This window comes from Flavobacterium sp. YJ01 (genome assembly GCF_029320955.1).
Taxonomy (GTDB): Bacteria; Bacteroidota; Bacteroidia; order Flavobacteriales; family Flavobacteriaceae; genus Flavobacterium.
This window is the reverse complement of sequence record NZ_CP119757.1, coordinates 3702137-3727007: the sequence shown is the minus strand read 5'-3', so window position 1 is coordinate 3727007 and position 24871 is coordinate 3702137. Positions and strand designations below refer to the sequence as shown.

The 24871-nt window shown below is 32.9% G+C and carries 23 protein-coding genes and 1 tRNA gene; 16 read left to right on the top strand and 8 right to left on the bottom strand.

What is annotated here, in order from left to right; all coding sequences use genetic code 11:
• Window positions 1–109: 109 nt before the first annotated feature.
• The 4 genes from P0R33_RS16375 (at window position 110) to P0R33_RS16360 (ending at window position 3834) form a co-directional block, all read left to right on the top strand.
• The gene (locus tag P0R33_RS16375; RefSeq protein ID WP_008464689.1) at window positions 110–442 is read left to right on the top strand and encodes a PadR family transcriptional regulator; all 333 of its coding nucleotides are present in this window, start codon (window positions 110–112) and stop codon (window positions 440–442) included.
• 3 nt (window positions 443–445) lie between these two features.
• Complete coding sequence (locus tag P0R33_RS16370) at window positions 446–2167, top strand: PspC domain-containing protein (RefSeq protein WP_276172269.1); 1722 nt, start codon at window positions 446–448, stop codon at window positions 2165–2167.
• Window positions 2168–2180: 13 nt separating this feature from the next.
• Complete coding sequence (locus P0R33_RS16365) at window positions 2181–2915, top strand: head GIN domain-containing protein (RefSeq protein ID WP_276172268.1); 735 nt, start codon at window positions 2181–2183, stop codon at window positions 2913–2915.
• Between the two features lie 85 nt (window positions 2916–3000).
• A complete protein-coding gene (locus P0R33_RS16360; RefSeq protein WP_276172267.1) occupies window positions 3001–3834 on the top strand; it encodes a DUF2807 domain-containing protein in 834 nt (277 codons plus the stop codon).
• 156 nt (window positions 3835–3990) lie between these two features.
• Here P0R33_RS16360 and trxB read toward each other — a convergent pair whose 3' ends face one another.
• Entirely contained in the window at window positions 3991–4938 is a 948-nt protein-coding gene (gene trxB, locus P0R33_RS16355; protein WP_276172266.1) for a thioredoxin-disulfide reductase, read from the bottom strand.
• Between the two features lie 261 nt (window positions 4939–5199).
• On the opposite strand from trxB, the gene P0R33_RS16350 reads away from it, so the two are divergent.
• The gene (locus P0R33_RS16350; protein ID WP_276172265.1) at window positions 5200–6219 is read left to right on the top strand and encodes a cytochrome c peroxidase; all 1020 of its coding nucleotides are present in this window, start codon (window positions 5200–5202) and stop codon (window positions 6217–6219) included.
• Between the two features lie 158 nt (window positions 6220–6377).
• A tRNA-Pro gene (locus P0R33_RS16345) sits at window positions 6378–6452 on the top strand.
• Window positions 6453–6686: 234 nt separating this feature from the next.
• Here the strand turns inward: P0R33_RS16345 and P0R33_RS16340 are convergent.
• Complete coding sequence (locus P0R33_RS16340) at window positions 6687–8849, bottom strand: hypothetical protein (RefSeq protein ID WP_276172264.1); 2163 nt, start codon at window positions 8847–8849, stop codon at window positions 6687–6689.
• A 226-nt stretch (window positions 8850–9075) separates the two neighbouring features.
• Here P0R33_RS16340 and P0R33_RS16335 point away from each other — a divergent pair, with 226 nt between their 5' ends.
• The 7 genes from P0R33_RS16335 (at window position 9076) to P0R33_RS16305 (ending at window position 15020) form a co-directional block, all read left to right on the top strand.
• Window positions 9076–9480 (top strand): septal ring lytic transglycosylase RlpA family protein, encoded by a 405-nt coding sequence (locus P0R33_RS16335; protein ID WP_276172263.1) that lies wholly within the window; start codon window positions 9076–9078, stop codon window positions 9478–9480.
• Window positions 9481–9688: 208 nt separating this feature from the next.
• A complete protein-coding gene (locus tag P0R33_RS16330; protein ID WP_276172262.1) occupies window positions 9689–10456 on the top strand; it encodes an AAA family ATPase in 768 nt (255 codons plus the stop codon).
• Window positions 10457–10461: 5 nt separating this feature from the next.
• Window positions 10462–11364, top strand: coding sequence for a ParB/RepB/Spo0J family partition protein (locus P0R33_RS16325; protein ID WP_276172261.1), 903 nt, complete (start codon window positions 10462–10464; stop codon window positions 11362–11364).
• Window positions 11364–11924, top strand: a complete 561-nt coding sequence (locus tag P0R33_RS16320) for a DUF5683 domain-containing protein (RefSeq protein ID WP_276172260.1) — start codon at window positions 11364–11366, stop codon at window positions 11922–11924. The genes P0R33_RS16325 and P0R33_RS16320 overlap by 1 nt, the downstream gene beginning before the upstream one ends.
• A gap of 42 nt (window positions 11925–11966) precedes the next feature.
• Entirely contained in the window at window positions 11967–12668 is a 702-nt protein-coding gene (dapB, locus tag P0R33_RS16315; protein ID WP_276172259.1) for a 4-hydroxy-tetrahydrodipicolinate reductase, read from the top strand.
• Between the two features lie 55 nt (window positions 12669–12723).
• Complete coding sequence (gene lepB, locus P0R33_RS16310) at window positions 12724–14304, top strand: signal peptidase I (RefSeq protein WP_276172258.1); 1581 nt, start codon at window positions 12724–12726, stop codon at window positions 14302–14304.
• Between the two features lie 101 nt (window positions 14305–14405).
• Complete coding sequence (locus P0R33_RS16305; RefSeq protein WP_276172257.1) at window positions 14406–15020, top strand: WbqC family protein; 615 nt, start codon at window positions 14406–14408, stop codon at window positions 15018–15020.
• Window positions 15021–15088: 68 nt separating this feature from the next.
• Here the strand turns inward: P0R33_RS16305 and P0R33_RS16300 are convergent, their stop codons facing one another.
• From P0R33_RS16300 to P0R33_RS16275, 6 genes are all read right to left on the bottom strand, one after another.
• Window positions 15089–16105 carry an endonuclease/exonuclease/phosphatase family protein gene (locus P0R33_RS16300; RefSeq protein WP_276175665.1) on the bottom strand — a complete coding sequence of 339 codons (1017 nt, stop codon included), beginning with the start codon at window positions 16103–16105 and terminating at the stop codon, window positions 15089–15091.
• A 46-nt stretch (window positions 16106–16151) separates the two neighbouring features.
• A complete protein-coding gene (locus P0R33_RS16295; RefSeq protein WP_276172256.1) occupies window positions 16152–17015 on the bottom strand; it encodes a rhomboid family intramembrane serine protease in 864 nt (287 codons plus the stop codon).
• Between the two features lie 45 nt (window positions 17016–17060).
• The gene (locus P0R33_RS16290; protein WP_276172255.1) at window positions 17061–17810 is read right to left on the bottom strand and encodes a rhomboid family intramembrane serine protease; all 750 of its coding nucleotides are present in this window, start codon (window positions 17808–17810) and stop codon (window positions 17061–17063) included.
• Entirely contained in the window at window positions 17807–19741 is a 1935-nt protein-coding gene (gene mutL / locus P0R33_RS16285; RefSeq protein ID WP_276172254.1) for a DNA mismatch repair endonuclease MutL, read from the bottom strand. The genes P0R33_RS16290 and mutL overlap by 4 nt, the downstream gene beginning before the upstream one ends.
• Before the next feature lie 165 nt (window positions 19742–19906).
• Window positions 19907–20479, bottom strand: coding sequence for a 6,7-dimethyl-8-ribityllumazine synthase (gene ribH / locus P0R33_RS16280; RefSeq protein WP_276172253.1), 573 nt, complete (start codon window positions 20477–20479; stop codon window positions 19907–19909).
• 85 nt (window positions 20480–20564) lie between these two features.
• On the bottom strand, window positions 20565–21344 hold the full coding sequence (locus P0R33_RS16275) for a tetratricopeptide repeat protein (protein ID WP_276172252.1): 780 nt from the start codon (window positions 21342–21344) through the stop codon (window positions 20565–20567).
• A gap of 371 nt (window positions 21345–21715) precedes the next feature.
• On the opposite strand from P0R33_RS16275, the gene recF reads away from it, so the two are divergent.
• The 3 genes from recF to P0R33_RS16260 all read left to right on the top strand — a co-directional run bounded on the left by recF (window position 21716) and on the right by P0R33_RS16260 (window position 24803).
• A complete protein-coding gene (gene recF, locus P0R33_RS16270; protein WP_276172251.1) occupies window positions 21716–22795 on the top strand; it encodes a DNA replication and repair protein RecF in 1080 nt (359 codons plus the stop codon).
• Window positions 22796–22967: 172 nt separating this feature from the next.
• Entirely contained in the window at window positions 22968–23645 is a 678-nt protein-coding gene (locus P0R33_RS16265) for a DUF2461 domain-containing protein (RefSeq protein ID WP_276172250.1), read from the top strand.
• A gap of 99 nt (window positions 23646–23744) precedes the next feature.
• Entirely contained in the window at window positions 23745–24803 is a 1059-nt protein-coding gene (locus tag P0R33_RS16260) for a glycosyltransferase (protein WP_276172249.1), read from the top strand.
• Window positions 24804–24871 lie beyond the last annotated feature (68 nt).

Here is a 24871-nt window from a genome sequence, read left to right as displayed (position 1 = left end):
AGGTTAAAAGTTATTTTCGAATCAATCATCAATCATCATCAATCATCATCAATCAATCATCATCAATCAAAAAACGAATTGTTCAATCAAAAAAAAACAAAATGAAATTATGAACATTGAAAACACAAAAGCACAGATGCGCAAAGGTGTTCTTGAGTTTTGCATCTTATCTGTTCTAAAAGAAAAAGACGCATATACATCTGAAATATTAGACACTTTAAAAAACGCAAAATTACTAGTTGTAGAAGGAACTGTTTACCCGTTGTTAACTAGATTAAAAAATGACGGTTTACTTAATTATCGCTGGGAAGAATCGACCTCAGGTCCGCCGCGAAAATATTATGGATTAACCGAGATAGGACAAACTTTTTTAAACGAACTTAGCGGTACTTGGACAGAATTGTCTGACGCTGTAAACTTAATCACCAATCAAAATCAATAAGTCATGAACAAAACAGTAAATATTAACTTAGGCGGGATGTTTTTTCACATAGATGAAGACGCATACTTAAAATTAACACGCTATTTTGACGCTATAAAACGATCACTTAACAACTCGTCTGGACAAGATGAAATTATTAAAGATATCGAAATGCGTGTTTCTGAATTATTGACAGAAAAACAAAAAAGCGAGAAACATGTTGTTGGACTGAAAGACGTTGACGAAGTGATTGCAGTAATGGGACAACCAGAAGATTACAGAATTGAAGACGAAGAAAATTCGAACCAATCATTCCATAATTACGGTGCGAGAAAACACAAAAAATTATACCGCGATAAAGAAAAAGGATTAATTGGCGGTGTGGCTACAGGTTTAGGACATTATTTTGGAATTGACGCGGTATGGATTAAAATCTTATTCTTAGTATTCGTTTTTGCAGGTTTTGGAACAGGAATTTTAGCTTATTTCGTTCTTTGGATTGTAACTCCAGAAGCGATTACAACTTCTGAAAAATTAGAAATGACTGGAGAACCAGTAACAATTTCAAACATCGAAAAAAAAGTTCGCGAAGAAATTGACACCCTTTCTGATAAATTTAAAAATGCAGATTATGACAAAATGGGAAACCAGGTAAAGTCGGGAGCTGAGAGAATAAGTAGTTCATTTGGAGACTTTATCATGACGGTTTTTAAAATTTTCGCTAAGTTTTTAGGTGTAATTCTAATCATAAGCGGAATCTCAACTTTGATCATGTTATTGATTGGCGTTTTTACTTTAGGAACAAATATCTTTATTGATTTTCCTTGGCAGAACTTTGTCGAAGCAGGAAACTTTACAGAATATCCGCTTTGGTCATTTGGATTATTAATGTTTTTTGTTGTTGGAATTCCGTTTTTCTTCTTAACACTTTTAGGATTTAAATTGTTATCTCCAAACTTAAAATCAATCGGAAACATTACAAAATACACGCTTTTAGCTATTTGGATTATTTCTATTGCAATTTTGGCAAGCATCGGGATTAAACAAGCAACTGAAGTTTCTTACGATAATAAAGTTGTAGAAAAGAAAGAAATCGCAATTCGTCCGCAAGACACTTTGTTTATCAAGTTTAAGCATAGCGATTATTATGCAAAAAGCTTAAATCAAAGAAGAGAATTTGAATTTGTACAAGATTCTGCAAACAATGAATTGATTTATTCTAATGATGTAGGTTTACATATTTTACACACAGATGAGGCTGCACCTTTTGTTCAAATCGAAAAAAGCGCAAGAGGAAATTCTTTTACAAATGCGAAAAAAAGAGCAGAAAAAATTAATTACAAGTTTCAAATTGTTGGAAATCATTTAATTTTGGATAATTATTTTCTGACAGATGTAAAAAATAAGTTTAGAGGTCAAGAAGTTGACATCTACATTTACTTACCAGAAGGACAATTAGTTAAACCAGATTCTTCTGTTAGAGATTATTACAATTCTGATGAAGGTTTCTTTAATCTAAATTACGATGGAGATTACAATTATAAAGTTGAAAATTCTAAAGTAAAATGTCTAAACTGCCCTGCAGACCACGACAGCGATTACGACACAGAAGAAGTAGACACGATTGTTAACGACACTGTAAATGAAGTTTCTGTTAAAATTAATGGAAAAGAAATCATAAACGGAAAAAAAAACAAAGGCAAGCTAACCACTGACAAAAACGGAGTTATAATCAAAATTAACTAATAAACCAAAAGCCATGATCAAAATAATTATTCATATTACGAAATTTATAATTGCAACTGTTACCGCTTTATTATTTGCTTCTTGTAATTTTAATGTAAATGCCATAGAAGGAAGCGGACACGTTACAAAAGAAAAAAGAATTGTTCAAGGAGACTTTAAAAATGTTTCTGTAAGCAATGCCATTGATCTCGTTATCGAACAATCTGACGTAACTGAAATCACAGTTGAGGCCGATGATAATCTTCAAAACGAAATTGTTACAAAAGTTGAAAACGGAACTCTTATAATTAAATGTAAATTCAGTTCTTTCCGTAATATTACTGCTAAAAAGGTAACCGTAAAAATGCCAATTGTTGATAAGATTGAAGCTTCTAGTGCATCATCAGTTCAAACAAAAGGAGTTCTTGAAGGAGAAGATATCACTTTGGAAACTTCTAGCGCTGGATCTATGAATGTTAATATTGAGTCTGATAAAATCTCTGTAGACGCAGGAAGTGCAGGTTCTATTAACATAGAAGGTAAAGCTTTGAGTTTTAATTCTTCTGCGTCAAGCGGAGGAAGTATCGATGCCGAAAAACTAATGGCAAACGAAGTAGAAGCAAAAGCAGCTAGCGGAGCAACCATTTCTGTAAACCCAATTGTAACCTTAAGAGCAAAGGCTTCAAGCGGAGGAAGTGTAAACTATAGCGGTTCTCCAAAAACAATCGAAAAAGAAGCAAGTTCTGGAGGAACTATTAGCAAAAACTAAAAACAGTTAACTGTTAAATATAAAAGAAATCATTCATCAAAAGTGGATGATTTTTTTATATTTGTCAAAATCAAATCTAGAATTAATGAAAAAAAGTACTGCGCTACTCCTATTATTATTTGTTACAACATTGACTTTTGCTCAAAAAAGAGAAAAAATTAAAGGTTCTAAAGTTGTAACGACTTCGATAAAAGAAGTTGGAAGTTTTGACGCCATTGAAGTCGATGATAATTTGGAAGTTTATTTGGAACAAGGAGAAAAAAATGAGATTAAAATTGAAGCCGATGATAATTTACATGACATCATTGGAATGGATTTAAGAGAAAAAACGCTTCGATTATATACCAATAAAGAATCAACTATTTTCAAGAAATTAGCCGTTAAGGTTACTTACACAAAATCCTTAAATAAGGTAATCACTAAAAATGAGGCTGTTGTTTACGCGATTCAAGAATTGCAATTGGATGATATTACGATGAATTGTCTTGATTTTTCTAAGTTGTTTTTGAACGTAAATGCAAAAAAATTCACTTTAATTGCCGATGACAAAACAAGAACAGAATTAAACTTAAAAGCCGACGACGCAAATATACAATTAAGTAAAAATGCAGTTCTTAAGACTTTAGTTTCTGCTATTAAATTTAAATGTGATTTGTATCAAAGAGGAAATGCTGCAATTGAAGGTATTGCAGAAAAAGCAACTATTCGATTAGATAATAATACTGTTTTCACAGGAACAAAATTCACGTTGAAAGACGCAAATGTTACTGCCGAGAATTTTGCTGTAGGAAGCATTTTTGCTGAAACAACTGTTTCTTTAGCAATTGGAGATAAAGCAGAAATTTCTCTTTTAGGAAGTCCAGCTATTACCTTAACTCGTTTTTCTGAAGAAGCTAAGCTGATTAAGAAAATTAAATAATTTGTTTCAGGTTTTTCTTGTTTCAGGTTTCAGGTTGAACCAAGAACTTAATTATAAAAAAGAAAAATCCCATTCTAAAAATTAGAATGGGATTTTTTATTGCAAAAGTTTTGCGCGCTCCAATAACTTGAAACGTTAAACCTGAAACTTTTAAACTTATTCCTTAGAAGCCAAATATCTTTCAGCATCTAAAGCTGCCATACAACCTGTTCCTGCAGCAGTAATTGCCTGACGATAAACGTGGTCTGCAGCATCTCCTGCTACAAAAACACCATCAACATTTGTTTTAGATGTTCCTGGAGTGTTTACGATATAACCAGTTTCGTCAAGCGTAATATAATCTTTAAAAATATCTGTATTTGGTTTATGACCAATTGCTACGAAGAAACCAGTTGCGGGAATTTCAATAGTTTCACCTGTTGTTTTATTTAATGCTTTAATGGCATGAACAACATTTGAATCTCCTAAAACTTCAACTGTATCATGATTCATTAAAATTTCAATATTTTCTGTTTTGCGGACACGTTCTTCCATAATTTTAGAAGCTCTGAATTTCTCACTTCTTACTAACATTGTTACTTTTTTGCAAAGTTTAGATAAGTAATGAGCTTCTTCACAAGCAGAATCTCCAGCACCAACAATTACAACTTCTTGGTTTCTGTAGAAAAATCCGTCGCAAACAGCACAAGCAGAAACTCCTCCACCCATATTTAAATAGTGTTGTTCTGATGGTAATCCTAAATATTTAGCCGAAGCACCTGTAGAAATAATTACAGTTTCACAGTATAATTCGATTGAATCGTTAATCCAAACTTTATGAATATCTCCAGAAAAATCAACTTTTGTAGCCCAACCATCACGAATATCAGCACCAAAACGTTTTGCTTGTTCTTGTAACTGAATCATCATTTCTGGTCCTGTAACTCCATCAACATAACCTGGAAAGTTCTCAACTTCATTTGTTGTAGTCAATTGACCACCAGGCTGCATTCCTTGATATAATACGGGATTCATATTAGCTCTAGCCGCATAAATAGCAGCAGTGTAACCTGCAGGGCCAGAACCTATAATAAGGCATTTAATTTTTTCGATTGTATTTGACATAGTATAGTTCTATTATAATATTGATGGTGCAAAAGTAAGTTTTTATTGTTTGAAAAAAGAACTCGATTAATCAGTTTTTGTTATTCTCAAATAAAGAATAATGAACAAAATCTGCTTTATACATTACTCAAACTATTTGTTTCAAAGCTCAATAATAATAGGATTTATTTAAAATTCAAAATAAATCCTATTACATGATAATAATCAGCTTTAAAAGTTAATACTTTTCTCACATTGTGTTGCTAAAAAAATCTACAACCAATGAAAAAAATGATCTTAATTGCTGCAGGATTATCCTTAATATCCTGTAAAAAAGAATCTACAGAGTATGATTTCTCCAAGGCTCCAGTAATAGAGAAATCTGAACTATTAACAAAAGCCTCTAATTTCTTCAAATCTGTCTCGACGGTTGATGAAGAAAATATTCCACTAGAAAAAATTGAACTCGGAAAAAAGTTATTTTATGACAAAGCCTTGTCTAAAAATGGAACAATAAGTTGTAATTCCTGCCATAATCTTTCGACTTTTGGTGTTGATAATAAATCTGTTTCTGAGGGTGACACCAAACAACTTGGAGTTCGTAATTCACCTACAGTAATTTATGCTTCTCTTCATTCTATGCAGTTTTGGGATGGTCGTGCAAAAGATGTAGAACAACAAGCTAAAGGGCCTTTACTTAATCCAGTAGAACACTCCATTCCGAACCAAGCTTTTTTAGAAAAAAAACTAAGATCAATTCCCGAATATCAAATGCTTTTTAAAAAAGTATATCCTAAAGATAAGGAACCTATAACTTTTGATAATCTAGCCAACGCAATAGGTGCTTTTGAACGCAAATTGATTCCTAAAAGTAAATTTGATGATTACTTAGACGGAAACGAATCTGCACTTAACAATCAGGAAAAAAAAGGTTTGAATTCATTTATAGATAACGGATGTATTACCTGTCACGGAGGAGTAGCACTTGGAGGTCAAATGTTTCAAAAATTTGGAGTTTACGGAGATTATTCTAAAATGACTGGAAGCAAAAAAATAGACAAAGGTCTATATGATCTTACAAAAAAAGATGGAGATCTATTTCTATTTAAAGTTCCGAGTTTACGAAATGTCGAAAAAACAGCACCATATTTTCATGACGGATCTGTTAATTCGTTGAAAGAATCTATAAAAATAATGGGCAAACTACAACTTAACAAAGACATCTCTGATAAAGATGCCGATGATATGGTTGCATTTTTAAAAACCTTAACCGCAGATGTTGATAAGAAATACAAAGAATAAACAGTTATTTTAAATAATTGTAGCAATAGCATTAGATGCAAACTTTATTAATAAATATCTTTAAAACAATCATAACAAACTACTTAAAAAATAAGTTTTATTTATTTTGATATTTTTCTTTTGAAAACAGAATTTATTACTATATTTGCATCCGCTTTCGGGGTGTAGCGTAGCCCGGTTATCGCGCCTGCTTTGGGAGCAGGAGGCCGCAGGTTCGAATCCTGCCACCCCGACAAAAGTCTTTTCATTTATTTGGAAAGACTTTTTTTTTGCAATAAACTGAAAAATATTGGTGAACGATTATCGCGTCCCGACAAAAGCTGAACATTTCTGTTCGTTTTTTTGTTTTTATACAATTGCATTTTAAAATGTAGCCCGTGGTTTCAACCACGGGAACGCAATGTAATATCACGAAACGTTTCTCGTAGTTGAAACCAAGGGCTATGTTTTAATTAAAAATCTAAATATTATTTATCCATTTCAATATATACAGGATAAGATTCGCGATTAGGTAAAGTAAAATCCTCATCAAAAGGCTGTGTTCCTTTATCATTATTATATGATGCCACGCGTTTTGCACCAGTTGCAGTACTTCCTCCAGTACTATTTATTACATTTTGAATGTTTCCTGGACCCGCAAAACGAGTAATGCACATTTTCTCCAATTTTACATTTGGACTATTTGGTATTTCAAAACCATTTTTCTTATTTACATTTCCATCTGTCCCTGTAAAAACAGCGTAAGATCCGAGTCCTATTGTATGATGTTCTTTTACAGAATTTGCAACCTTAAATGCTGCATAACCATCAACTTGACCGTTTTGACTACTCCAGCTTTTTTGATTTGGAGCATCGTATGGAGGTTCATTTTGAAAGAAAAAAGTTCTTCCTCTTTCACCAAGCCACAAAACCTCATATTCCTGAAAATGTTCTACAAATAAACCGTAAAGCGTAACATCATTACCAACAACAATAAGTCCGTTTTTGCATCTGTCTCTTGTCCAGCGCAAATCTCCGCCTTTTTGCGAACCATGATCGGCACGCCAAAGCCAAAAATGATCACCAACTACATTACTGCTATTAATCTGCATAGCAGCTTGTATTTGAATATTGTTAGACTGTACCCCACCTACTCTACAAGTAATATCCGCAAGAAGAATAGGATTAATGGCATGATTAGCCTTAGCACTTTCATTACCAATTCTAATCTGATAAGTTGTACTATTAAAAGAATCCATAAGCAATCCTGCAATGATAATTCCATCTTTATCATCAGCATAAATACATCCCCAAGTATTTTTCTCAGTTGGTTCTAATGTTACAGAAGCGATTCCTGCTCCAAGAAGAATTGCATCTTTTCTGTTGGCTTGAATCGGAGCATTCAATGAATAATGTCCTGGAGTAAAAAATATATTTTTACCCGCTTTTAGCGCAGCATTTATTTCAACATCTGTATCACCTTCTTTTGCAACATACCAATTTGTAATTAAATCTTGAACTTTTCCTTCACCCATATTTTTTGAACTCCAAGAAACTCCTACTCTATCTTTCTGCCAAGCTGGAACAAATACTTTATATTCTCCATCTTGATCTAAAAAAAGAAAAGGCTTTTCTCTGATAATAGGTGTAGTTGAAATTGGAGAATTGGAATCGTCCGCCTGCGGAGGATTTACACAACCTTGCCAAACCATATTATAAGAACCGCCCATAGCTCCTGAACCTGACGGAAATACAGCATTTCTTGTATACCATTGCTGTTGTCCTTTCCAATTTGGTCTGTCTGATTCGTAATGAGTATCTGCAATAAAACCTCCGCTTCCCCAAAAATTAGTATCTCCAATATCTGAAATATATTTTGAAGTGCCGTCAATCAGTAATCTTCTTGCACTTGTTGACTGAGAAACCGTCCAAGCAAAATCACGCATGACTTCTACATTTTCTACAGAACGCCAAAAAGTACAAGTAGCATTTGCTCCTCCCGATAGATGAGGTCTTGTAAATATCGAACCCAACTTAACATCTGAAGGCACTTTCCCCAAACCTCCTATATGAGAATAAAAACCTAATTCTATTGAATTCGCTTCTTTTGATGATGCAGAACCCGATCCACCAACATCATAAGTCTGACCATTCACATTTGGTTTGAAATAATAAGCCTGGCGTTTTGTAGTCCATTCGCCATTTGCGCCACCTAAACCAATAGCGCTAAATTGAGCATTAATATCATTTTTGGCACTTTCTGCTTTTTCATATTTTCTATCATAGAAATACATGTTGTCACCAAAAATCTGATTTTCGAGCGAAATTATTATGCTTACATCATTGCGCGAAACTTTATAGTAATTCTCATATTTATCTGCATTTGGTTTAGTATCGATGAATACCAATTTAGAAGTCGATCCAACCGAAATAAAATCTGACGCAAGGCGGCTTCCTCCTCTTGTAATTACATAATTGCCCGAAGAGCCAAAAGGCGACCATGACAATGTAATATTATGTTTCTTTTTATTGTAAACAATTTTGCGTTCTATTTTTTTATTTTCCTCTGTTTTTTCGTTAATCGGATAAGGCGAAATAAAACTGCATAAAAGCAACATAAATGCAAATAATGAGATTAGTTTTTTACTCATAATAATGTTCGTTTTTGTGGTTTGATAGATAGTAATAATTGTAATTTAAAGAAAGTCCAAAATAGCAATAATCCTCAACCTTCGAGTCCGTTTTTACTCCCAATTTTCTTATCAAAAACACTACAAAATCTAAAAAATGTCTTTTTCTAACACAAATAAAGCTTATAGAACATATCCATTTTTCTTTAATACCTTTTTTTTGCCCGCAAATAGAATGAGAAAACAAATGAAAGAGATTATACTGTTTATGGCTTTAATTTTTTCTGTCATTACATTCGCGCAACAAAAGAACATCACTTCGATTGATTCTTGCGAAGTAACTAAAGAAAGCATATTGTACAAGAAAAACGCACATGCATCTTATTATCATGATAAATTTAATGGAAGAAAAACAGCAAGCGGAAAAAGATTCAACAACAATGATTTTACTGCAGCGCATAAAAAAATTCCTTTTGGCACAACATTAAAAGTAACAAACGAATTAAATAAGAAATTTGTAATTGTAGAAATTACAGATCGTGGACCTTTTGTTAAAGGAAGAGAAATCGATCTCAGCAAAAGAGCTTTCATGGAAATTGCATCTAATAAAAAAAGCGGTTTGGTTTATGTCACTATTGAAATTTTAAAATAACCATCTTTCTACACGAAATTTAGTTTTCTGTCCTTTTAAAGGAGAAACACCTTTCAAAACTTTGCTAACAATTTTATTCATAACTAAAATAATTTTCAGCCGAACACCTATAAAACAACGAATAGCCAAACTTTCACAAATGTTAACAAAATAGATTTTCAAAAACCATAAATAATTGTATTTTTACGGTTCAAAATTCAGAAAATAAATGGGCAAAATCATTGCTATTGCTAATCAAAAAGGAGGCGTTGGAAAGACTACTACATCAGTAAATCTTGCAGCCTCATTAGGTGTTTTAGAAAAAAAAGTATTGTTAATCGATGCTGATCCTCAAGCCAATGCTACATCTGGTCTTGGAATTGATGTAGAAACAGTTGAAATTGGGACTTATCAAATTCTTGAGCATACTGCAACACCGACAGAAGCCGTTTTAAAATGTACAGCTCCAAACGTTGACGTGATCCCTGCTCATATTGACCTTGTTGCTATCGAAATTGAATTGGTTGACAAAGAAAACCGTGAATATATGCTTAAAAAAGCATTAGAAGAAGCAAAAGAACAATACGATTATATCATTATCGATTGTGCCCCTTCTCTAGGTTTGTTAACCTTGAATGCTTTAACAGCCGCAGATTCTGTAGTTATTCCAATCCAATGTGAGTATTTTGCTCTTGAAGGATTAGGAAAATTATTGAATACTATTAAAAGTATACAGAAAATACACAACCCAGATCTAGACATCGAAGGTTTATTATTAACCATGTACGATTCAAGATTACGTTTATCAAATCAGGTTGTAGAAGAGGTTCAAAAACACTTTAACGACATGGTTTTTGATACTGTAATTCAGCGAAATGTAAAATTAAGTGAAGCCCCAAGTTTTGGTGAAAGTATCATTAATTATGATGCAACTAGCAAAGGAGCGGTAAACTATATTCATTTAGCTCAAGAAATTATAAAGAAAAACAGCAAATAGTTTTTATGACAAAAGCAATTAAAAAACAAGCCTTAGGAAGAGGATTATCAGCATTATTAAAAGATCCGGAAAACGACATTAAATCAGTAGACGATAAAAATGCTGACAAAGTTGTTGGAAACATCATTGAGCTTGAAATAAGTGCTATCGAAATAAATCCATTTCAGCCTAGAAGTAATTTTAATGAAGAATCATTACGTGAATTAGCCACTTCTATTAAAGAATTGGGTGTAATTCAACCTATTACTGTTCGAAAATTAGATTTCAATAAATACCAGTTAATCTCTGGAGAGCGTCGTCTTCGTGCTTCGAAATTGGTGGGACTTACACATGTTCCTGCTTATATTCGTATAGCCAATGACAACGAATCTTTGGTTATGGCTTTGGTTGAAAATATTCAACGTCATGACTTAGATCCAATTGAGATTGCTTTATCATACCAGCGTTTAATTGACGAAATTCAGTTAACACAGGAACAAATGAGTGAAAGAGTTGGAAAAAAACGTTCGACAATTGCCAATTACTTACGTCTTTTAAAACTTGATCCGATTATTCAAACGGGTATTCGTGACGGCTTTATCAGCATGGGACACGGTAGAGCAATCATCAACATTGAAGACCTGGACGTTCAAACTGATATTTACCAAAAAATTGTAAGTCAGAACTTATCAGTTCGCGAAACAGAAGCCTTAGTTAAAAACTATCATGAAGGCCAGCAGCCAAAAGCTGAGGGAAAACCGAAAGCTGACTCTGCATTTCAAGTGAGAGAAACACAAAAAAACACTTTCAACGACTACTTTGGTTCGAAAGTTGATATAAAAGTCGCTGGTAACGGAAAAGGAAAAATTACAATTCCATTTAATTCTGAGGCCGACTTTAATAGAATTATAAAATTAATAAACGGATAGTGAATAAAATTGTCCCCATCAGTCTATTGTTCTTTCTAATAGGAACCGTTTCTCTTTTTGCTCAGGCAAAAAAAGACACGGTTTTGGTCGTAAAAGACACTACTGCATACAAAGAAATAGACCCGCTTACACCAGCAAAAGCAGCTTTTTACTCTGCTATTCTGCCAGGTTTAGGTCAAGCATACAACAAAAAATACTGGAAAATCCCATTGGTTTACGGAGCTATCGGAACCAGCTTATATTTTTACATCGATAATAATAAAAAATACCACGATTATCGTGACGCTTACAAACGTCGATTAGAAGGCTATAATGATGATAACTATCAATTTTTGGATGAGAGCAGATTAATTGCTGGACAAAAATTCTATCAGAGAAATAGAGATTTATCAGCTTTATTTGTCGTTGGCTTTTATGTATTAAACATTATTGATGCCAATGTTGATGCCGCATTAATTCAGTTTAACGTAAACGAAAGACTTTCAATGCGTCCAGAAATTTATCCCGCCGATGTAACATTTAAACCAAATGTCGGACTAACTTTTAATTACAAGTTTTAATAGATTCAATTCTATTAAAAAAATTCACAAAAAATAATCATAATGAAAATTGCGCTTTTAGGATACGGAAAAATGGGTAAAGTAATCGAAAGAATTGCTTTAGAAAGAGGTCATGAAATAGTTTTAAAGAAAGATGAATTCAATACTTATGACGGGCTTTCAACAGCAGATGTTGCCATTGATTTTAGCGTTCCTTCAGCAGCAGTAAGCAATATTTCTGCTTGTTTCAATTCTAATGTTCCGGTAGTTTCTGGAACAACAGGATGGCTAGAACATTATGACGAAATGATTGCTCTTTGCAATGAGAAAAAGGGAGGTTTTATTTCGAGTTCAAACTTTAGTTTAGGTGTAAATATCTTCTTCGGATTAAATGAATATCTGGCTAAAATCATGAATCAATTTGATTCTTATAAAGTTTCAATGGAAGAAATTCATCACATCCATAAATTGGATGCGCCAAGCGGAACTGCAATTTCTTTAGCCCAAGGAGTTATTCAGAACAGTAATTATGCTGAATGGACTATGGAAGAGGCAAAAAACAATCAAATTCATATTGAAGCAAAAAGAATTGGAGAAGTTCCTGGCACTCACACTGTAAACTACGATTCAGTTATTGACAGCATCGAAATTAAACATACTGCTCACAATCGCGAAGGTTTTGCTCTTGGAGCCGTTATCGCTGCAGAATGGCTTGCTGGAAAACAAGGAATTTTCACTATGAAAGATGTATTAAATTTACAATAATTGAATAAAATTCAGAATTGATTCAATCTGAATTTAAAATTTAAAATACAATATTATGACACTTTACTCTTGGTTCGTATTTTTCTTAGCAGTCCAAATAATTCATTTTCTTGGTACTTGGAAATTGTATCAGGCTGCAGGAAGAAAAAGCTGGGAAGCAGCAATTCCTGTATATAATTCTATCATTTTAATGAAAATGATCGGACGTCCAACTTGGTGGACTTTATTGCTTTTTATCCCAATTATCAACCTGATTATGTTTCCAGTTGTATGGGTAGAAACTTTAAGAACATTCAATAAAAGATCGACCTTAGATACAATTCTTGGGCTTTTTACATTAGGTTTTTATATCTATTATGTAAATTATACACAAAAATTAGAGTATCGTGCAGAGCGTCAATTAACGCCAGAAAACAAAACGGCAGATACGATCAGCTCATTGCTTTTTGCTATAATTGTCGCTACTTTAGTGCATACTTATGTGGTACAACCTTATACAATTCCGACATCATCTTTAGAAAAATCTTTATTGATTGGTGACTTCTTATTTGTGAGCAAAATTAATTATGGCCCAAGAGTTCCAATGACAACTGTTGCGTTACCAATGGTTCATGACTCTATTCCTCTAACAAAGAAAAAATCTTATTTAAGCTGGCCACAATTACCTTATTTCAGACTACCTGCAATTGAGAAGATAAAACGATGCGATATAGTCGTTTTTAACTGGCCTGTAGATACTGTTCATTATTTCTTTGAACCAAAAGGAAGACCAGGCGTCATTAAACCTATAGACAAGAAATCAAATTATGTAAAAAGATGTGTTGGTATTCCGGGAGACAGTTTATCAATAAAGGATGGTTATGTTTTCATTAATGGTAAAAAATTAATTTTACCAGAAAGAGCCAAACCTCAGTATTCTTACGCTGTAGCTTTAGACCAAAAAACGCCAATCGATCTTGAAACAATAATTAAAGAATTGGATATTACTGACGGTTATGGTTTCAGAATTGAAGCTGATTCACTAGGCAATAGAGTTCAAAAAAGAGACACTCTTTATTTCGGTTCATTAACAGAAGCTGGAGCGGAGAGATTCAAAAACACCCCTGGCGTTACTGCTGTAATTAGAAAAATTGATAAAGGAAATGACAATGCGATTTTCCCTCATATAGACAAATGGAGCCAGGATAATATGGGACCAATTTATATCCCTGAAGCTGGAAAAACAGTTGCATTAAACAACGTATCACTTCCTTTCTACAAAGAAATTATTACAAATTACGAAGGAAATAAATTAACGATTGAAGGTTCAAAATTCTTAATTAACGGAAAACCTGCAACTACATACACCTTCAAACAAAACTATTACTGGATGATGGGAGATAACCGCCATAACTCTGAAGACAGCCGTTATTGGGGTTACGTTCCGGAAAATCATATTGTGGGGAAACCAGTTTTTATCTGGATGAGCTGGGATACTAACGGAAAAGGTATCAACAAAATACGTTGGAACAGAGTATTTACAACTGTAGACGGCGAAGGTCAACCGCAATCATACTTTAAATATTTCCTAATAGTTCTTGCCTTATATTTTGTGGGAGATTTTATTTGGAAAAAAAGAAGAGAAAATAAAGCATAATTAAAAAAGAGTTATTTTTGTTTCAGGTTTCAAGTTTCAAGTTTTATGTGCGCGCAAAACTTGAAACTTGAAACCTGAAACTTTTAAACAAAAATAAAAACATGAACTCCTTAATACTTCCAACTTATTTTCCGTCAATTAGTCATTTTGCTGTGATAGCGCAATCTGACAGCATTACTTTTGAAATGGAGGATAATTTTCAGAAACAGACCAATAGAAATAGAACTTATATCTATAGTCCAAACGGAATTCAGCTATTAAATATCCCTGTAAAGCATTCAAAAGAAGCACATCAAAAGACAAAAGACATTTTAATCGAAAATGAATTTGATTGGCAGAAACAGCATTTTAAATCGCTTGAAGCAGCATATAGAAGCTCTCCTTTCTTTGAATATTTTGAAGATGACTTATTGCCTATTTTCGAGAAAAAACACACTTTTTTAATGGATTTAAATTTCGAAGTTTTAGACATCATAACTAAATGCTTGCGAATGAAATTTGAGTTTGGAAAAACCACAGAATATTTCCACGAAACACCCAATTTTACTGATTTCAGATATTTAGCAAATGGAAAAAAAGATGGTAATTCTTTCGAAAAATACACTCAGGTTTTTGATGACAAACATGGTTTCATCAACAATTTAAGTGTTTTAGATTTACTTTTCAATGAAGGTAAATTTGCAGTAGATTATTTAAAAACCCAGAAAATAATTTAAATTGTGAGTTGTAAATTGTGAATTATAAATTACAACTTTCAACTTTTGACTTTTGACTAAAAAAAAAATTATTCCATCGAAAGCCTTGTCATAATCGGATAATGATCTGAATTTTCAAAATCTGAAAAACTTTCAAACTCCTTTACTTTCATTTTACTGTCTGTAAAAATATAGTCAATTCTGGCAGGATAATATTTAAATTTATAAGTAGCTCCAAAACCTCCGCCCGCTTCTTCAAAGGCATCTTTTAGCTTTCCTTTGATATTTCTATATATATAAGAAAACGCACTATTATTCATATCTCCACAAATAATAATTGGGTATTTGCTTTTTTTTATATGCTCTTTGAAAATCTCAGCCTGTTCTTGCTGTTGCTTAAAACTTTTGCTAATTCGAGCATAAATACGCTGTGACTTCTTTTGGTTCACATTTTCAATATCATCAGAAATTTCACTGACATCAGGAGAAATTTTAATAGATTGCAAGTGCATATTATAAACGCGAATAATATCTTTTCCGCGTTTAATATCAGCATAAACCACATTGTTATCTGATTTTGGAAAAACAATATTTCCTTGATCAATAATTGGGAATTTTGAAAAAATAGCTTGTCCCGTTTTTACTTTTTTTCCATCAATAAAAATATAGCGATGCGGATACACTTTTAAATCAAGATGTGCCGAATTTGAATATTCTTGGATACACAGGATATCTGGATCTTTTTCATCGATAAAAACTTTGATGTTTTCTGGAATATCGTCGCGATCTAACCATTTAAAAACATTAAAAAGACGAACATTATAACTCATTACAGAGAAATCTTTCTCGTCATGAACATATTGTTTCGCAGAAAACTTATAAAACTTATTGATAAAAGTAATTCCGATTAACAAAACCAGTCCAGATAAAATAAGACGTTTTTTGAACTGAATTGCCCAGTAAACAAAGAAGAGTCCATTTGCCACAAAAAAGGCAGGCATAAACAGCGTAAGCACCGATAAAAGCGGAAAACTTTTAGGTGCTAAAAAAGGCAGAATATAAACACTAAATGTAAGCACAGTTAGCACTATATTCAAAAAGAACATTATTTTATTAAACCAAGAAAGGTTCTTCATACTAATTTCCTACAAGTTATTTTCCAGCTTTAAATAAAAACTCTTTTTCTTCTTTCGTCAGGCAATCATATCCCGATTGGCTGATTTTATCTAGAATCTCATCAATTTGCTGTTGCGTTTTGTCTTTAGTAACAATTCTTGATGTTGTTTTTTCTGTAGGTTTCTTGTAATTCTTATGAACTTTTGTAAATGGGGTTGTAGGAGATTTTCTAAAGAGATTGGCAAAGAAATCTAGAGTTTTAGAAACAATTTTACTTAAATCTGTTCCGCTCTGAAGCAACTTAATATAAGCAAATCCGAAAAAAGCGCCTGCAAGATGTGAAATATGACCTCCCATATTTCCAGAACGCAGTTGTACCAAATCTAGAACAAGAATTACAGCTGTTATATGCCACAGTTTTACATTTCCGAACAAGAACAAACGAACATCCATCAATGGAGAATATGTCGTAGAAGCTACTAAAATTGCCATTATTGCAGCAGAAGCACCAACTATGGAGCCGTAGATATTAGAAAAATAAAAACTTAACGCAAAAACCACTCCTGCAAAAAGCGCACTTAAAATATATAAACCCAAATATTGTTTTTGGGTAAAAAAAGTCAAAAATAAATTACTTGCAAAATTCAAAACCATCATATTGAATAACAAATGCCAAAAATCAAAATGAAAAAAAGCATATGTCAAAAATGTCCACGGCTTGAACATAAATACTTGAGGATCTGACGACAAAGCCAGCCAATTTGGATAATCGAATGCTCCAACAAAATTTGGCCAGAAAAAAAGCAAAGAAATTATAAAACAAGCTACATTCCAATAAATCATGCGCATTGCTATACCACCCAATCTATATTGAAGTTTTAAATCATCAAGAATATTCATAAAGTCTTCTTTTACTTTTTAAAAATTAATTATTAAAGTTAAAAATTAATTCCATCGATTGTTATTAAACTGATTTTTTTTCCAGTACAACATCATTAAAAATCCAGCAATTGCTCCTCCAATATGAGCAAAATGGGCAATTCCTGTTCCTCCGCCTCCAAATAAAGAAGTTCCTTTAAAACCAAAAAACAAATCTATTGCTAAAATTCCAGGAACAAAATATTTTGCTTTTATAGGAACCGGAATAAACATTAAAGCTAATTCAGCATTTGGAAACATAAAAGCAAAAGCAGTAAGCAAACCATAAATAGCTCCTGAAGCTCCAACTACAGTACCAATATAAGCACTAGTAAAGCCATTAAATTGAGAAACCGAAACCAAATTCTGCCATCTTGTATCAATTTTTCCCTCAGACAAAAGTTTTAAAATCTCAGCCTTTTGAAATCCATTTGCCATTAAGGTATTTAAAGTATCTTGAAAAAAGTAATAATTAACAGCGGTGTGGAGCAACGCCGATCCTAATCCGCAAGAAATATAAAAAAAGAGAAACTTTTTACCACCCCAAAAATGTTCTAGCGCAGATCCAAAAGAAACCATCGCAAACATATTAAAAGCAATATGCATTATTCCGCCATGCATGAACATATGCGTTATAGGCTGCCATGCTTTAAAATTTGGATTTTCAGGAAAAAACATCGCCAGATATTCATACGAAACTGGAACTAATTGAGATCCAATAAAAAATATAATATTAATAATAAGCAGTTGTTTAACAACCGGAGTCATGTTCATCATAAGGCAAACTTTTTATCTATATCTTCCACACGCATAGTGATGAAAGTTGGTTTTTGAAAAGGTGAAATATTTGGATCTTTGCAAGCAAACAAACCGTTTACTAAATTATCTTGTTCTTTTTCGGTTAAATAAGATCCCGTTTTAACCGCTAAACTTTTCGCCATCGATTTGGCAATGGTATCGTTTTGACTGTAACTGCTTGCAGGAATTCCGTCTTGCAAGTCACTCAACAATTGTTCTATTACTAGAGAAACTTCGCTTTCTGTAATATTTACAGGAATTCCAGAAACCACAATATGATCAGTTTTACTTTCATCAAAGACAAAACCTGTTGTTTCTAATGAAGGTTTTAATTCTTCAATCAATTTCATTTCGGTTGCCGAATAAAATAAATCTAACGGAAAAAGCAATTGCTGGCTCGACGCTTGATTAACCGTCATATTCAACAAAAATTGTTCGTACAAAATTCGTTGATGCGCACGTTGTTGATCAACAATAACCATTCCCGATTTTATTGGCGAAACAATGTATTTTTTATGAATTTGATACGTTTTTTGAGTTGATTGTTCAATTTCATCATCATTAAATAATGAAGAGGTTACTTCTTCATTTTCGAATGTAAATGGCGAACTTTCTATAGCTTCAGGATTTTCTGTATCCAAACCAACGTATAAACTCTCCCAACTTGCAGTTGGTTCTACACGTTTGGAATATCCAGAATATGAAGATCCCGAATAAGACGAACCTGACGGAGAGGAAGAAGAACCTGAACTATAACTATTTCCAGAGCTAGATTTCGCATAATGCTGATTAGTCTTATCATCTGTAAACGGATTAAAAGTTCCATCTACTTGAATAGTTGGCGTTTCTGCTTCCATATCTTTGTAATGATATGGCGTATCTAAATTAGCATCTCGATCAAAATCTAAAACTGGAGCAACATTAAATTGCCCTAAACTATGTTTGATTGAAGCTCTTAAAATTGCATACAGAGCCGATTCGTCATCAAACTTAATTTCTGTTTTCGTCGGATGTATATTGATATCAATTGTGTTTGGCGGAACTTGCAAATACAAGAAATAACTTGGTTGAGAACCATCTTTCAATAATCCGTCATAAGCAGCCATTACCGCATGATGCAAGTAACCGCTTTTTATAAAACGATCGTTTACAAAAAAGAACTGCTCTCCTCTATTTTTCTTTGCAAATTCTGGTTTACAAACAAAACCTTGAATACTTATAATATCTGTTTCTTCGCTTACAGGAACTAATTTCTCATTGGTTTTCCCAGACATGATTCCCACAATTCTCTGGCGATAGCCAGCCGCAGGAAGATTATATAATTCACTTCCGTTATGATAAAAACTAAAATGAATATTCGGATGCGCCAATGCCACACGCTGAAATTCATCCATTACATGGCGAAACTCAACCGTATCGGATTTTAAGAAATTACGACGAGCGGGAATATTAAAAAATAAGTTCTTAACCGCAAATGAAGTTCCTTTTGGCAAAACTGCTACTTCTTGCGAAACAAATTTACTTCCTTCAATAACAATGTGCGTTCCGAGTTCATCTTGGTCTTGTTTGGTTTTCATTTCCATGTGCGCAATCGCCGCAATAGAAGCTAGAGCTTCTCCACGAAAACCTTTTGTTCCAAGCGAAAACAAATCTTCTGCCTGACGAATTTTTGAAGTAGCATGACGCGCAAAACACAAACGTGCATCTGTAACAGTCATTCCGATACCATTATCTATAACTTGCACCAAAGATTTACCAGCATCTTTGATGATCAATTTAATATCAGTTGCTTTTGCATCAACAGCGTTTTCTAACAATTCTTTTACCACAGAAGCTGGTCTTTGAACCACTTCTCCAGCAGCAATTTGGTTAGCAACGTGATCAGGAAGCAATTGAATAATACTCGACATTAAGCAAAAAAAGTTTTAAAGATTAGTTTAGGTTTTAGAAACCAAGAAGTACAAATTTAGTAAATTTTGATTGGCTTTCAGAATAAGAATAATCATAAAAAAAATAAAAAAACCTATACCGTTATGACACAGTATAGGTTTTAATATTTTTAAAACAAATGTGTTTTACTCGTTCTCAATTTTCCTAGGAGAATCTTCAATTTGAAGCGCTCCTGAAGTTAGCAACGGCTGATTGTAAGCATGTGCTATAGAAGCTTGCTGACGAATATAAGCCATTTTAATTGCGGCAATTGCTGCTTCAGTTCCTTTGTTTCCGTGAACACCGCCACTTCTATCAATTGACTGCTGCATGTTGTTGTCTGTTAAAACACAGAAAATAACAGGAATATCCGTTTGAACATTAAGATCTTTAATTCCTTGCGTTACACCTTCGCAAACAAAATCAAAATGTTTTGTTTGTCCTTGAATTACGCATCCAATTACGATAACCGCATCAACATTTTGGGTTTGAAGCATTTTTTTTGCTCCATAAATTAATTCAAAACTTCCTGGAACATTCCAGCGAATAATTTGCTGAGCAGGAACTTCGCAATCAATTAATGCATCAAATGCGCCATTATAAAGTCCTTCTGTTATAGTATCATTCCATTCAGAAACAACAATCCCAAATCGAAAGTCTTTCGCATTTGGGATTGTGTTTTTATCGTATTCTGATAGATTTTTATTTTCAGTAGCCATCTTTTATATTTAAGATTTTAGAATTTTGATTTCAGATTGTAAAAATACAAATCTAAAATCTAAAATCTGAACTCTATAATAATAATTATTGCGCTAATCCAATCAAAGCATCAACTGATGCTGCTTCTGGCGCAGTATCGTAATTGTCTTTGATATCATTTAAATATTTCAAAGCATCTTCTTTCTGCCCTAAAGCTAAAGCAGTTTTAGCCGCTTTTAATAAGAAACGAGGCGTTGTAAAATCATTTTTATTAGATTCAGCAGCTTTTACATAAAAATCTAAAGCTTCTTTTTGCTGATTTTTTTGAGAATAAGCATCACCAGTTGCACCTTTAGCTAAAGCGCTTAAGATTACGTCTTCAGATTTAAATTCACCTAAATATTTAATTGCCTCATCAAATTTACCTGTATTTAAATAAGCGATACCAGCGTAATAGTTTGCTAAATTTCCAGCATCTGTTCCAGAATATTCGTCAGCGATTTTGATAAATCCGAATTTTCCTTCTGAACCGTTTAATGATAATTTGAACAATGAATCGCTAGAAACACCATTTACAGCTTTTTCAAAGTTTTGTTGCGCAACAAACATTTCACTTGCAGCTTCTTCTTGTTTTGGATTTGCAATAAATCTTTGGTAAGCCAAATATCCAATTGTAACAACAGCAAAACCAGCCACTAAACCAATAATGATTTTTTGATTTTTAGCCACCCAATCCTCAGTTTTTGAAGCTGTCTCATCTAGTTTTGAGAAAACACTAGCTGTTGTGCTGTCTTTTTCGTCAATAACCACTTGTTGTTCTTCAGTAACCTCTTTTACTTCCTTTTCTTTTGGTGTCTTATATCCTCTTTTATTGTAAGTTGCCATTTAAAATTTATTTAGTGAACGGCAAAAATAAAATTTTTCTTGAAACTGAGGTAAAAAATTTCAATTTTATCACTTATTTAAAGGAATTATTTTTGTTATTCGTTTTTCCTTTCGCGAAAGCGCTAAAATAAATCAGCCGAGAATTGCTCTAAAGCCAATTATATCGATATTTTTCGGTAATTTGCACCCTCAATTCAAATCAACTTTCTCAAAACTAAAAAATTTATTTTTAGTCTCAGATTTCACAGATTTTCACAGATTAAAAGCTTTTAAAAAAAATCCTTTTCAATCATTATAATCTGTGGCAGAAGAATAAACAAAGAATTGACGCAAAATTTCAAACTTTATCTTTTTTATAAGGTCTTTCTAAAATGCATTTAAACAAAATATCTTTATTCAATTATAAAAACTTTTCTGAAGCAAGTTTTGATTTCGACATCAAAATCAACTGTTTTGTGGGAAAAAATGGTATTGGAAAAACCAATGTGCTCGATGCTATTTATCATTTGGCATACGGAAAAAGTTATTTTAATCCATTGGCTGTTCAAAACATCAAACATGGCGAAGAGTTTTTTGTAATTGATGCCGAATTGGAGAAAAATGAAAGAGCAGAGCAAATTGTTTGCAGTTTAAAAAAAGGACAAAAAAAGGTCTTGAAGCGAAATGGAAAAGCGTACGATAAATTCTCAGATCATATTGGTTTTATTCCATTAGTTATTATTTCGCCAGCCGATAGAGATTTAATTGTAGAAGGCAGCGAAACCCGCCGAAAATTTATGGACAGCGTTATTTCGCAATTGGACGCTAATTATCTGCACGAATTAATAGCGTATCAAAAAGTAATTACGCAGCGAAATGCACTTTTAAAATATTTTGCTTTGAATCATGTTTTCGACAATGATACCTTGTCTATATATAATGAGCAATTGCAAGGTTATGGAAAATCGATTTTTGAAAAACGAAAAGAATTTCTAGAACAATTTATACCTATATTTAATAGACACCACCAAGCCATAACAGGATCTGAAGAAAGCGTGCAATTGGTCTACGAAAGTCATTTGTTTCAAAAGGATTTATTAGTGCTTTTACAGGAGAACATCAATAAAGATCGTGCACTTCAATATACAACGGTCGGAATTCATAAAGATGATCTGTCTTTTGAAATTGATTCGCATCCGATAAAAAAATTCGGATCGCAAGGACAGCAGAAATCTTTTCTAATTGCTTTAAAATTGGCTCAATTTGAGTTTCTGAAAAAACAAAGCGGTGTAAAACCAATTCTCTTATTTGATGACATTTTTGATAAATTGGATGAAACTCGTGTTGCCAAAATTGTAGAAATGGTAAACAGCGAAACATTCGGCCAGCTTTTTATTTCTGACACACATCCAGAAAGAACTGAGGCAATTGTAAAATCGACACATCAGAGTTATAAAATATTTAATTTATAAAGTTTTTTTGCCACGAATTACACGAATTTACACGAATTAAAAACTTTGACAAAGTTCTAAACTTTGTCAAAGTTGAGCGATAACCAATTAAAATTAGTGTAAATTCGTGAAATTCGTGGCGAACTAAATCATTAAATTAGCCCAAACATTAACTGCAATAAAAAAACTGATTATGCTGACTAAAGAATCATTGCAATTTTTAGACGATTTAAAAAGAAACAACAATAGAGAATGGTTTCAGGAAAATAAAAAACGATATGAAATTTTCAAAAAAGATTACCACCAATTGGTAAGTGGTTTTTTGGATGCAATGAAACCACTCGATCCTTCATTAGAATTACTTGAAATCAAAGATTGCACCTTTAGAATTAATCGTGATATTCGTTTTTCTAAAGACAAATCTCCGTACAAAGCACATTTGGGCGTTTGGCTTTCTGCTGGCGCAAAAGGCGCAAATCGTTCAGGATATTATGTTCATATCGAAAAAGGTGCAAGTTTTATTGCCGGAGGATTTTATTCGCCAGATGCTGACGAATTAAAGAAAGTCCGAAAAGAAATTGCATTCTTCTACGATGATTTACAGGAAATCCTAAATGATAAAAACTTTAAAAAAGAGTTCGGAAGTTTAGATGTAAACGAAAATAATTCGCTTAAAAATCCGCCTCGTGGTTACGAAAAAGATCATCCAGCAATCGAGTTTTTAAAATTGAAAAGCTTCACCGCAACCCAAGTTTATGACATTTCTGAAGTGACAAAGAAAGATTTCGTAGAGAAAATGAGCAAAAAACTTATTGCTTTAAAACCTCTAAATCATTTTATCAATCGCGCTTTAGAAACTGAGGAATTTTAATTTTATTTGCCACAGATTAAAAAGATTGTCACAGATTATTTTTCTCAACAGCAAAAATCCATTTAATCTTTTTAATCTGTGGCAAAAAATAATAACCAAATGAAAAGAAAAATACTTTTTCTTGGAGAATCCTATCGCGCCGACGCCATAACTTGGATGAAAGGCTTAAAGGAATTTGGGGATTTCGAAATTATTACTTGGGAACTTCAAACTCCAAACAATTCGAAAACAAATAGATTCAAACGTATTTTAGAGTATTTCTTCGCTCCTATTTCCATTCGAAAAATCATTAAAAAAGAAAAACCAGACATGGTTATTGCAGAAAGAACTACAAGTTATGGTTTTCTTGCAGCAATATCTGGTTCTAAAACCATTGCAATCGCACAGCAAGGCCGAACCGATTTATGGCTTGAAGAATCTACATTGTATCCTTTTAAAAAATTCATTCAGAAATATGCTTTTGAGAAAGCGCATTTAATTCACGCTTGGGGACCTGTCATGGCAATTCACATGAAAGCATCTGGAGTTGACATGAACAAAGTTTTGGTTCTTCCGAAAGGAATTGACTTATCGATTTTTACTCCTTCTATAAATAATTCAAACAAAATTGAAGCGATTGTAACACGTTCTTTAATGCCAGAATACCGACACGATTCTATTTTAAAAGCTTTCGGAATTTTACATCAAAAAGGAATTGATTTTTCTTTGACGATTGTTGGCGACGGAACAAGATTGCACTATTTGAAAAATTTAGCGAAAGATTTACAAATCGAAAATAAAGTGATATTTACAGGAAGAATTCCGAATACAGAACTTCCTAAATTGTTACAGCAATCGAATATTTATATCAGTATGCCTATTACGGAGGGCGTTTCGGCATCTTTATTTGAAGCAATGGCTTGCAATTGCTATCCCGTGGTTTCTGATATTCCGGGAAATCAAAGCTGGATTACGCATCGAGAAAATGGGCAATTAATTACAATCGACGATATTGAAATGCTTGCCAATGAATTAATTTGGTCTTTTGAAAATGCTGAAGCTAGAAATCAAACGATTATTCGCAATAGAAAATTTGTGGAAGAAAACGCAAATTATGATAGTAACATGAAAATTATTTCGGAGAAATATCATGAATTGATTAATCTACGTGATACTTAAACGCAAAGTCCGCTAAGATTTACGCCAAGAACGCAAAGCTTAGCGAACTTTGCGTAAACTTTGTGCCT

Bases quoted from the DNA above. Each gene is read 5' to 3' on its own strand.
- trxB (WP_276172266.1), bottom strand. From the start codon at position 4,938: ATGTCAAATACAATCGAAAAAATTAAATGCCTTATTATAGGTTCTGGC.
- P0R33_RS16265 (WP_276172250.1), top strand. From the start codon at position 22,968: ATGCTGACTAAAGAATCATTGCAATTTTTAGACGATTTAAAAAGAAAC.
- P0R33_RS16330 (WP_276172262.1), top strand. From the start codon at position 9,689: ATGGGCAAAATCATTGCTATTGCTAATCAAAAAGGAGGCGTTGGAAAG.
- P0R33_RS16325 (WP_276172261.1), top strand. From the start codon at position 10,462: ATGACAAAAGCAATTAAAAAACAAGCCTTAGGAAGAGGATTATCAGCA.
- lepB (WP_276172258.1), top strand. From the start codon at position 12,724: ATGACACTTTACTCTTGGTTCGTATTTTTCTTAGCAGTCCAAATAATT.
- P0R33_RS16305 (WP_276172257.1), top strand. From the start codon at position 14,406: ATGAACTCCTTAATACTTCCAACTTATTTTCCGTCAATTAGTCATTTT.
- P0R33_RS16335 (WP_276172263.1), top strand. From the start codon at position 9,076: ATGAAAGAGATTATACTGTTTATGGCTTTAATTTTTTCTGTCATTACA.
- P0R33_RS16260 (WP_276172249.1), top strand. From the start codon at position 23,745: ATGAAAAGAAAAATACTTTTTCTTGGAGAATCCTATCGCGCCGACGCC.
- ribH (WP_276172253.1), bottom strand. From the start codon at position 20,479: ATGGCTACTGAAAATAAAAATCTATCAGAATACGATAAAAACACAATC.
- P0R33_RS16360 (WP_276172267.1), top strand. From the start codon at position 3,001: ATGAAAAAAAGTACTGCGCTACTCCTATTATTATTTGTTACAACATTG.
- mutL (WP_276172254.1), bottom strand. From the start codon at position 19,741: ATGTCGAGTATTATTCAATTGCTTCCTGATCACGTTGCTAACCAAATT.
- P0R33_RS16275 (WP_276172252.1), bottom strand. From the start codon at position 21,344: ATGGCAACTTACAATAAAAGAGGATATAAGACACCAAAAGAAAAGGAA.
- P0R33_RS16350 (WP_276172265.1), top strand. From the start codon at position 5,200: ATGAAAAAAATGATCTTAATTGCTGCAGGATTATCCTTAATATCCTGT.
- P0R33_RS16340 (WP_276172264.1), bottom strand. From the start codon at position 8,849: ATGAGTAAAAAACTAATCTCATTATTTGCATTTATGTTGCTTTTATGC.
- P0R33_RS16295 (WP_276172256.1), bottom strand. From the start codon at position 17,015: ATGAATATTCTTGATGATTTAAAACTTCAATATAGATTGGGTGGTATA.
- recF (WP_276172251.1), top strand. From the start codon at position 21,716: ATGCATTTAAACAAAATATCTTTATTCAATTATAAAAACTTTTCTGAA.
- dapB (WP_276172259.1), top strand. From the start codon at position 11,967: ATGAAAATTGCGCTTTTAGGATACGGAAAAATGGGTAAAGTAATCGAA.
- P0R33_RS16365 (WP_276172268.1), top strand. From the start codon at position 2,181: ATGATCAAAATAATTATTCATATTACGAAATTTATAATTGCAACTGTT.
- P0R33_RS16370 (WP_276172269.1), top strand. From the start codon at position 446: ATGAACAAAACAGTAAATATTAACTTAGGCGGGATGTTTTTTCACATA.
- P0R33_RS16290 (WP_276172255.1), bottom strand. From the start codon at position 17,810: ATGATGAACATGACTCCGGTTGTTAAACAACTGCTTATTATTAATATT.
- P0R33_RS16300 (WP_276175665.1), bottom strand. From the start codon at position 16,105: ATGTTCTTTTTGAATATAGTGCTAACTGTGCTTACATTTAGTGTTTAT.
- P0R33_RS16375 (WP_008464689.1), top strand. From the start codon at position 110: ATGAACATTGAAAACACAAAAGCACAGATGCGCAAAGGTGTTCTTGAG.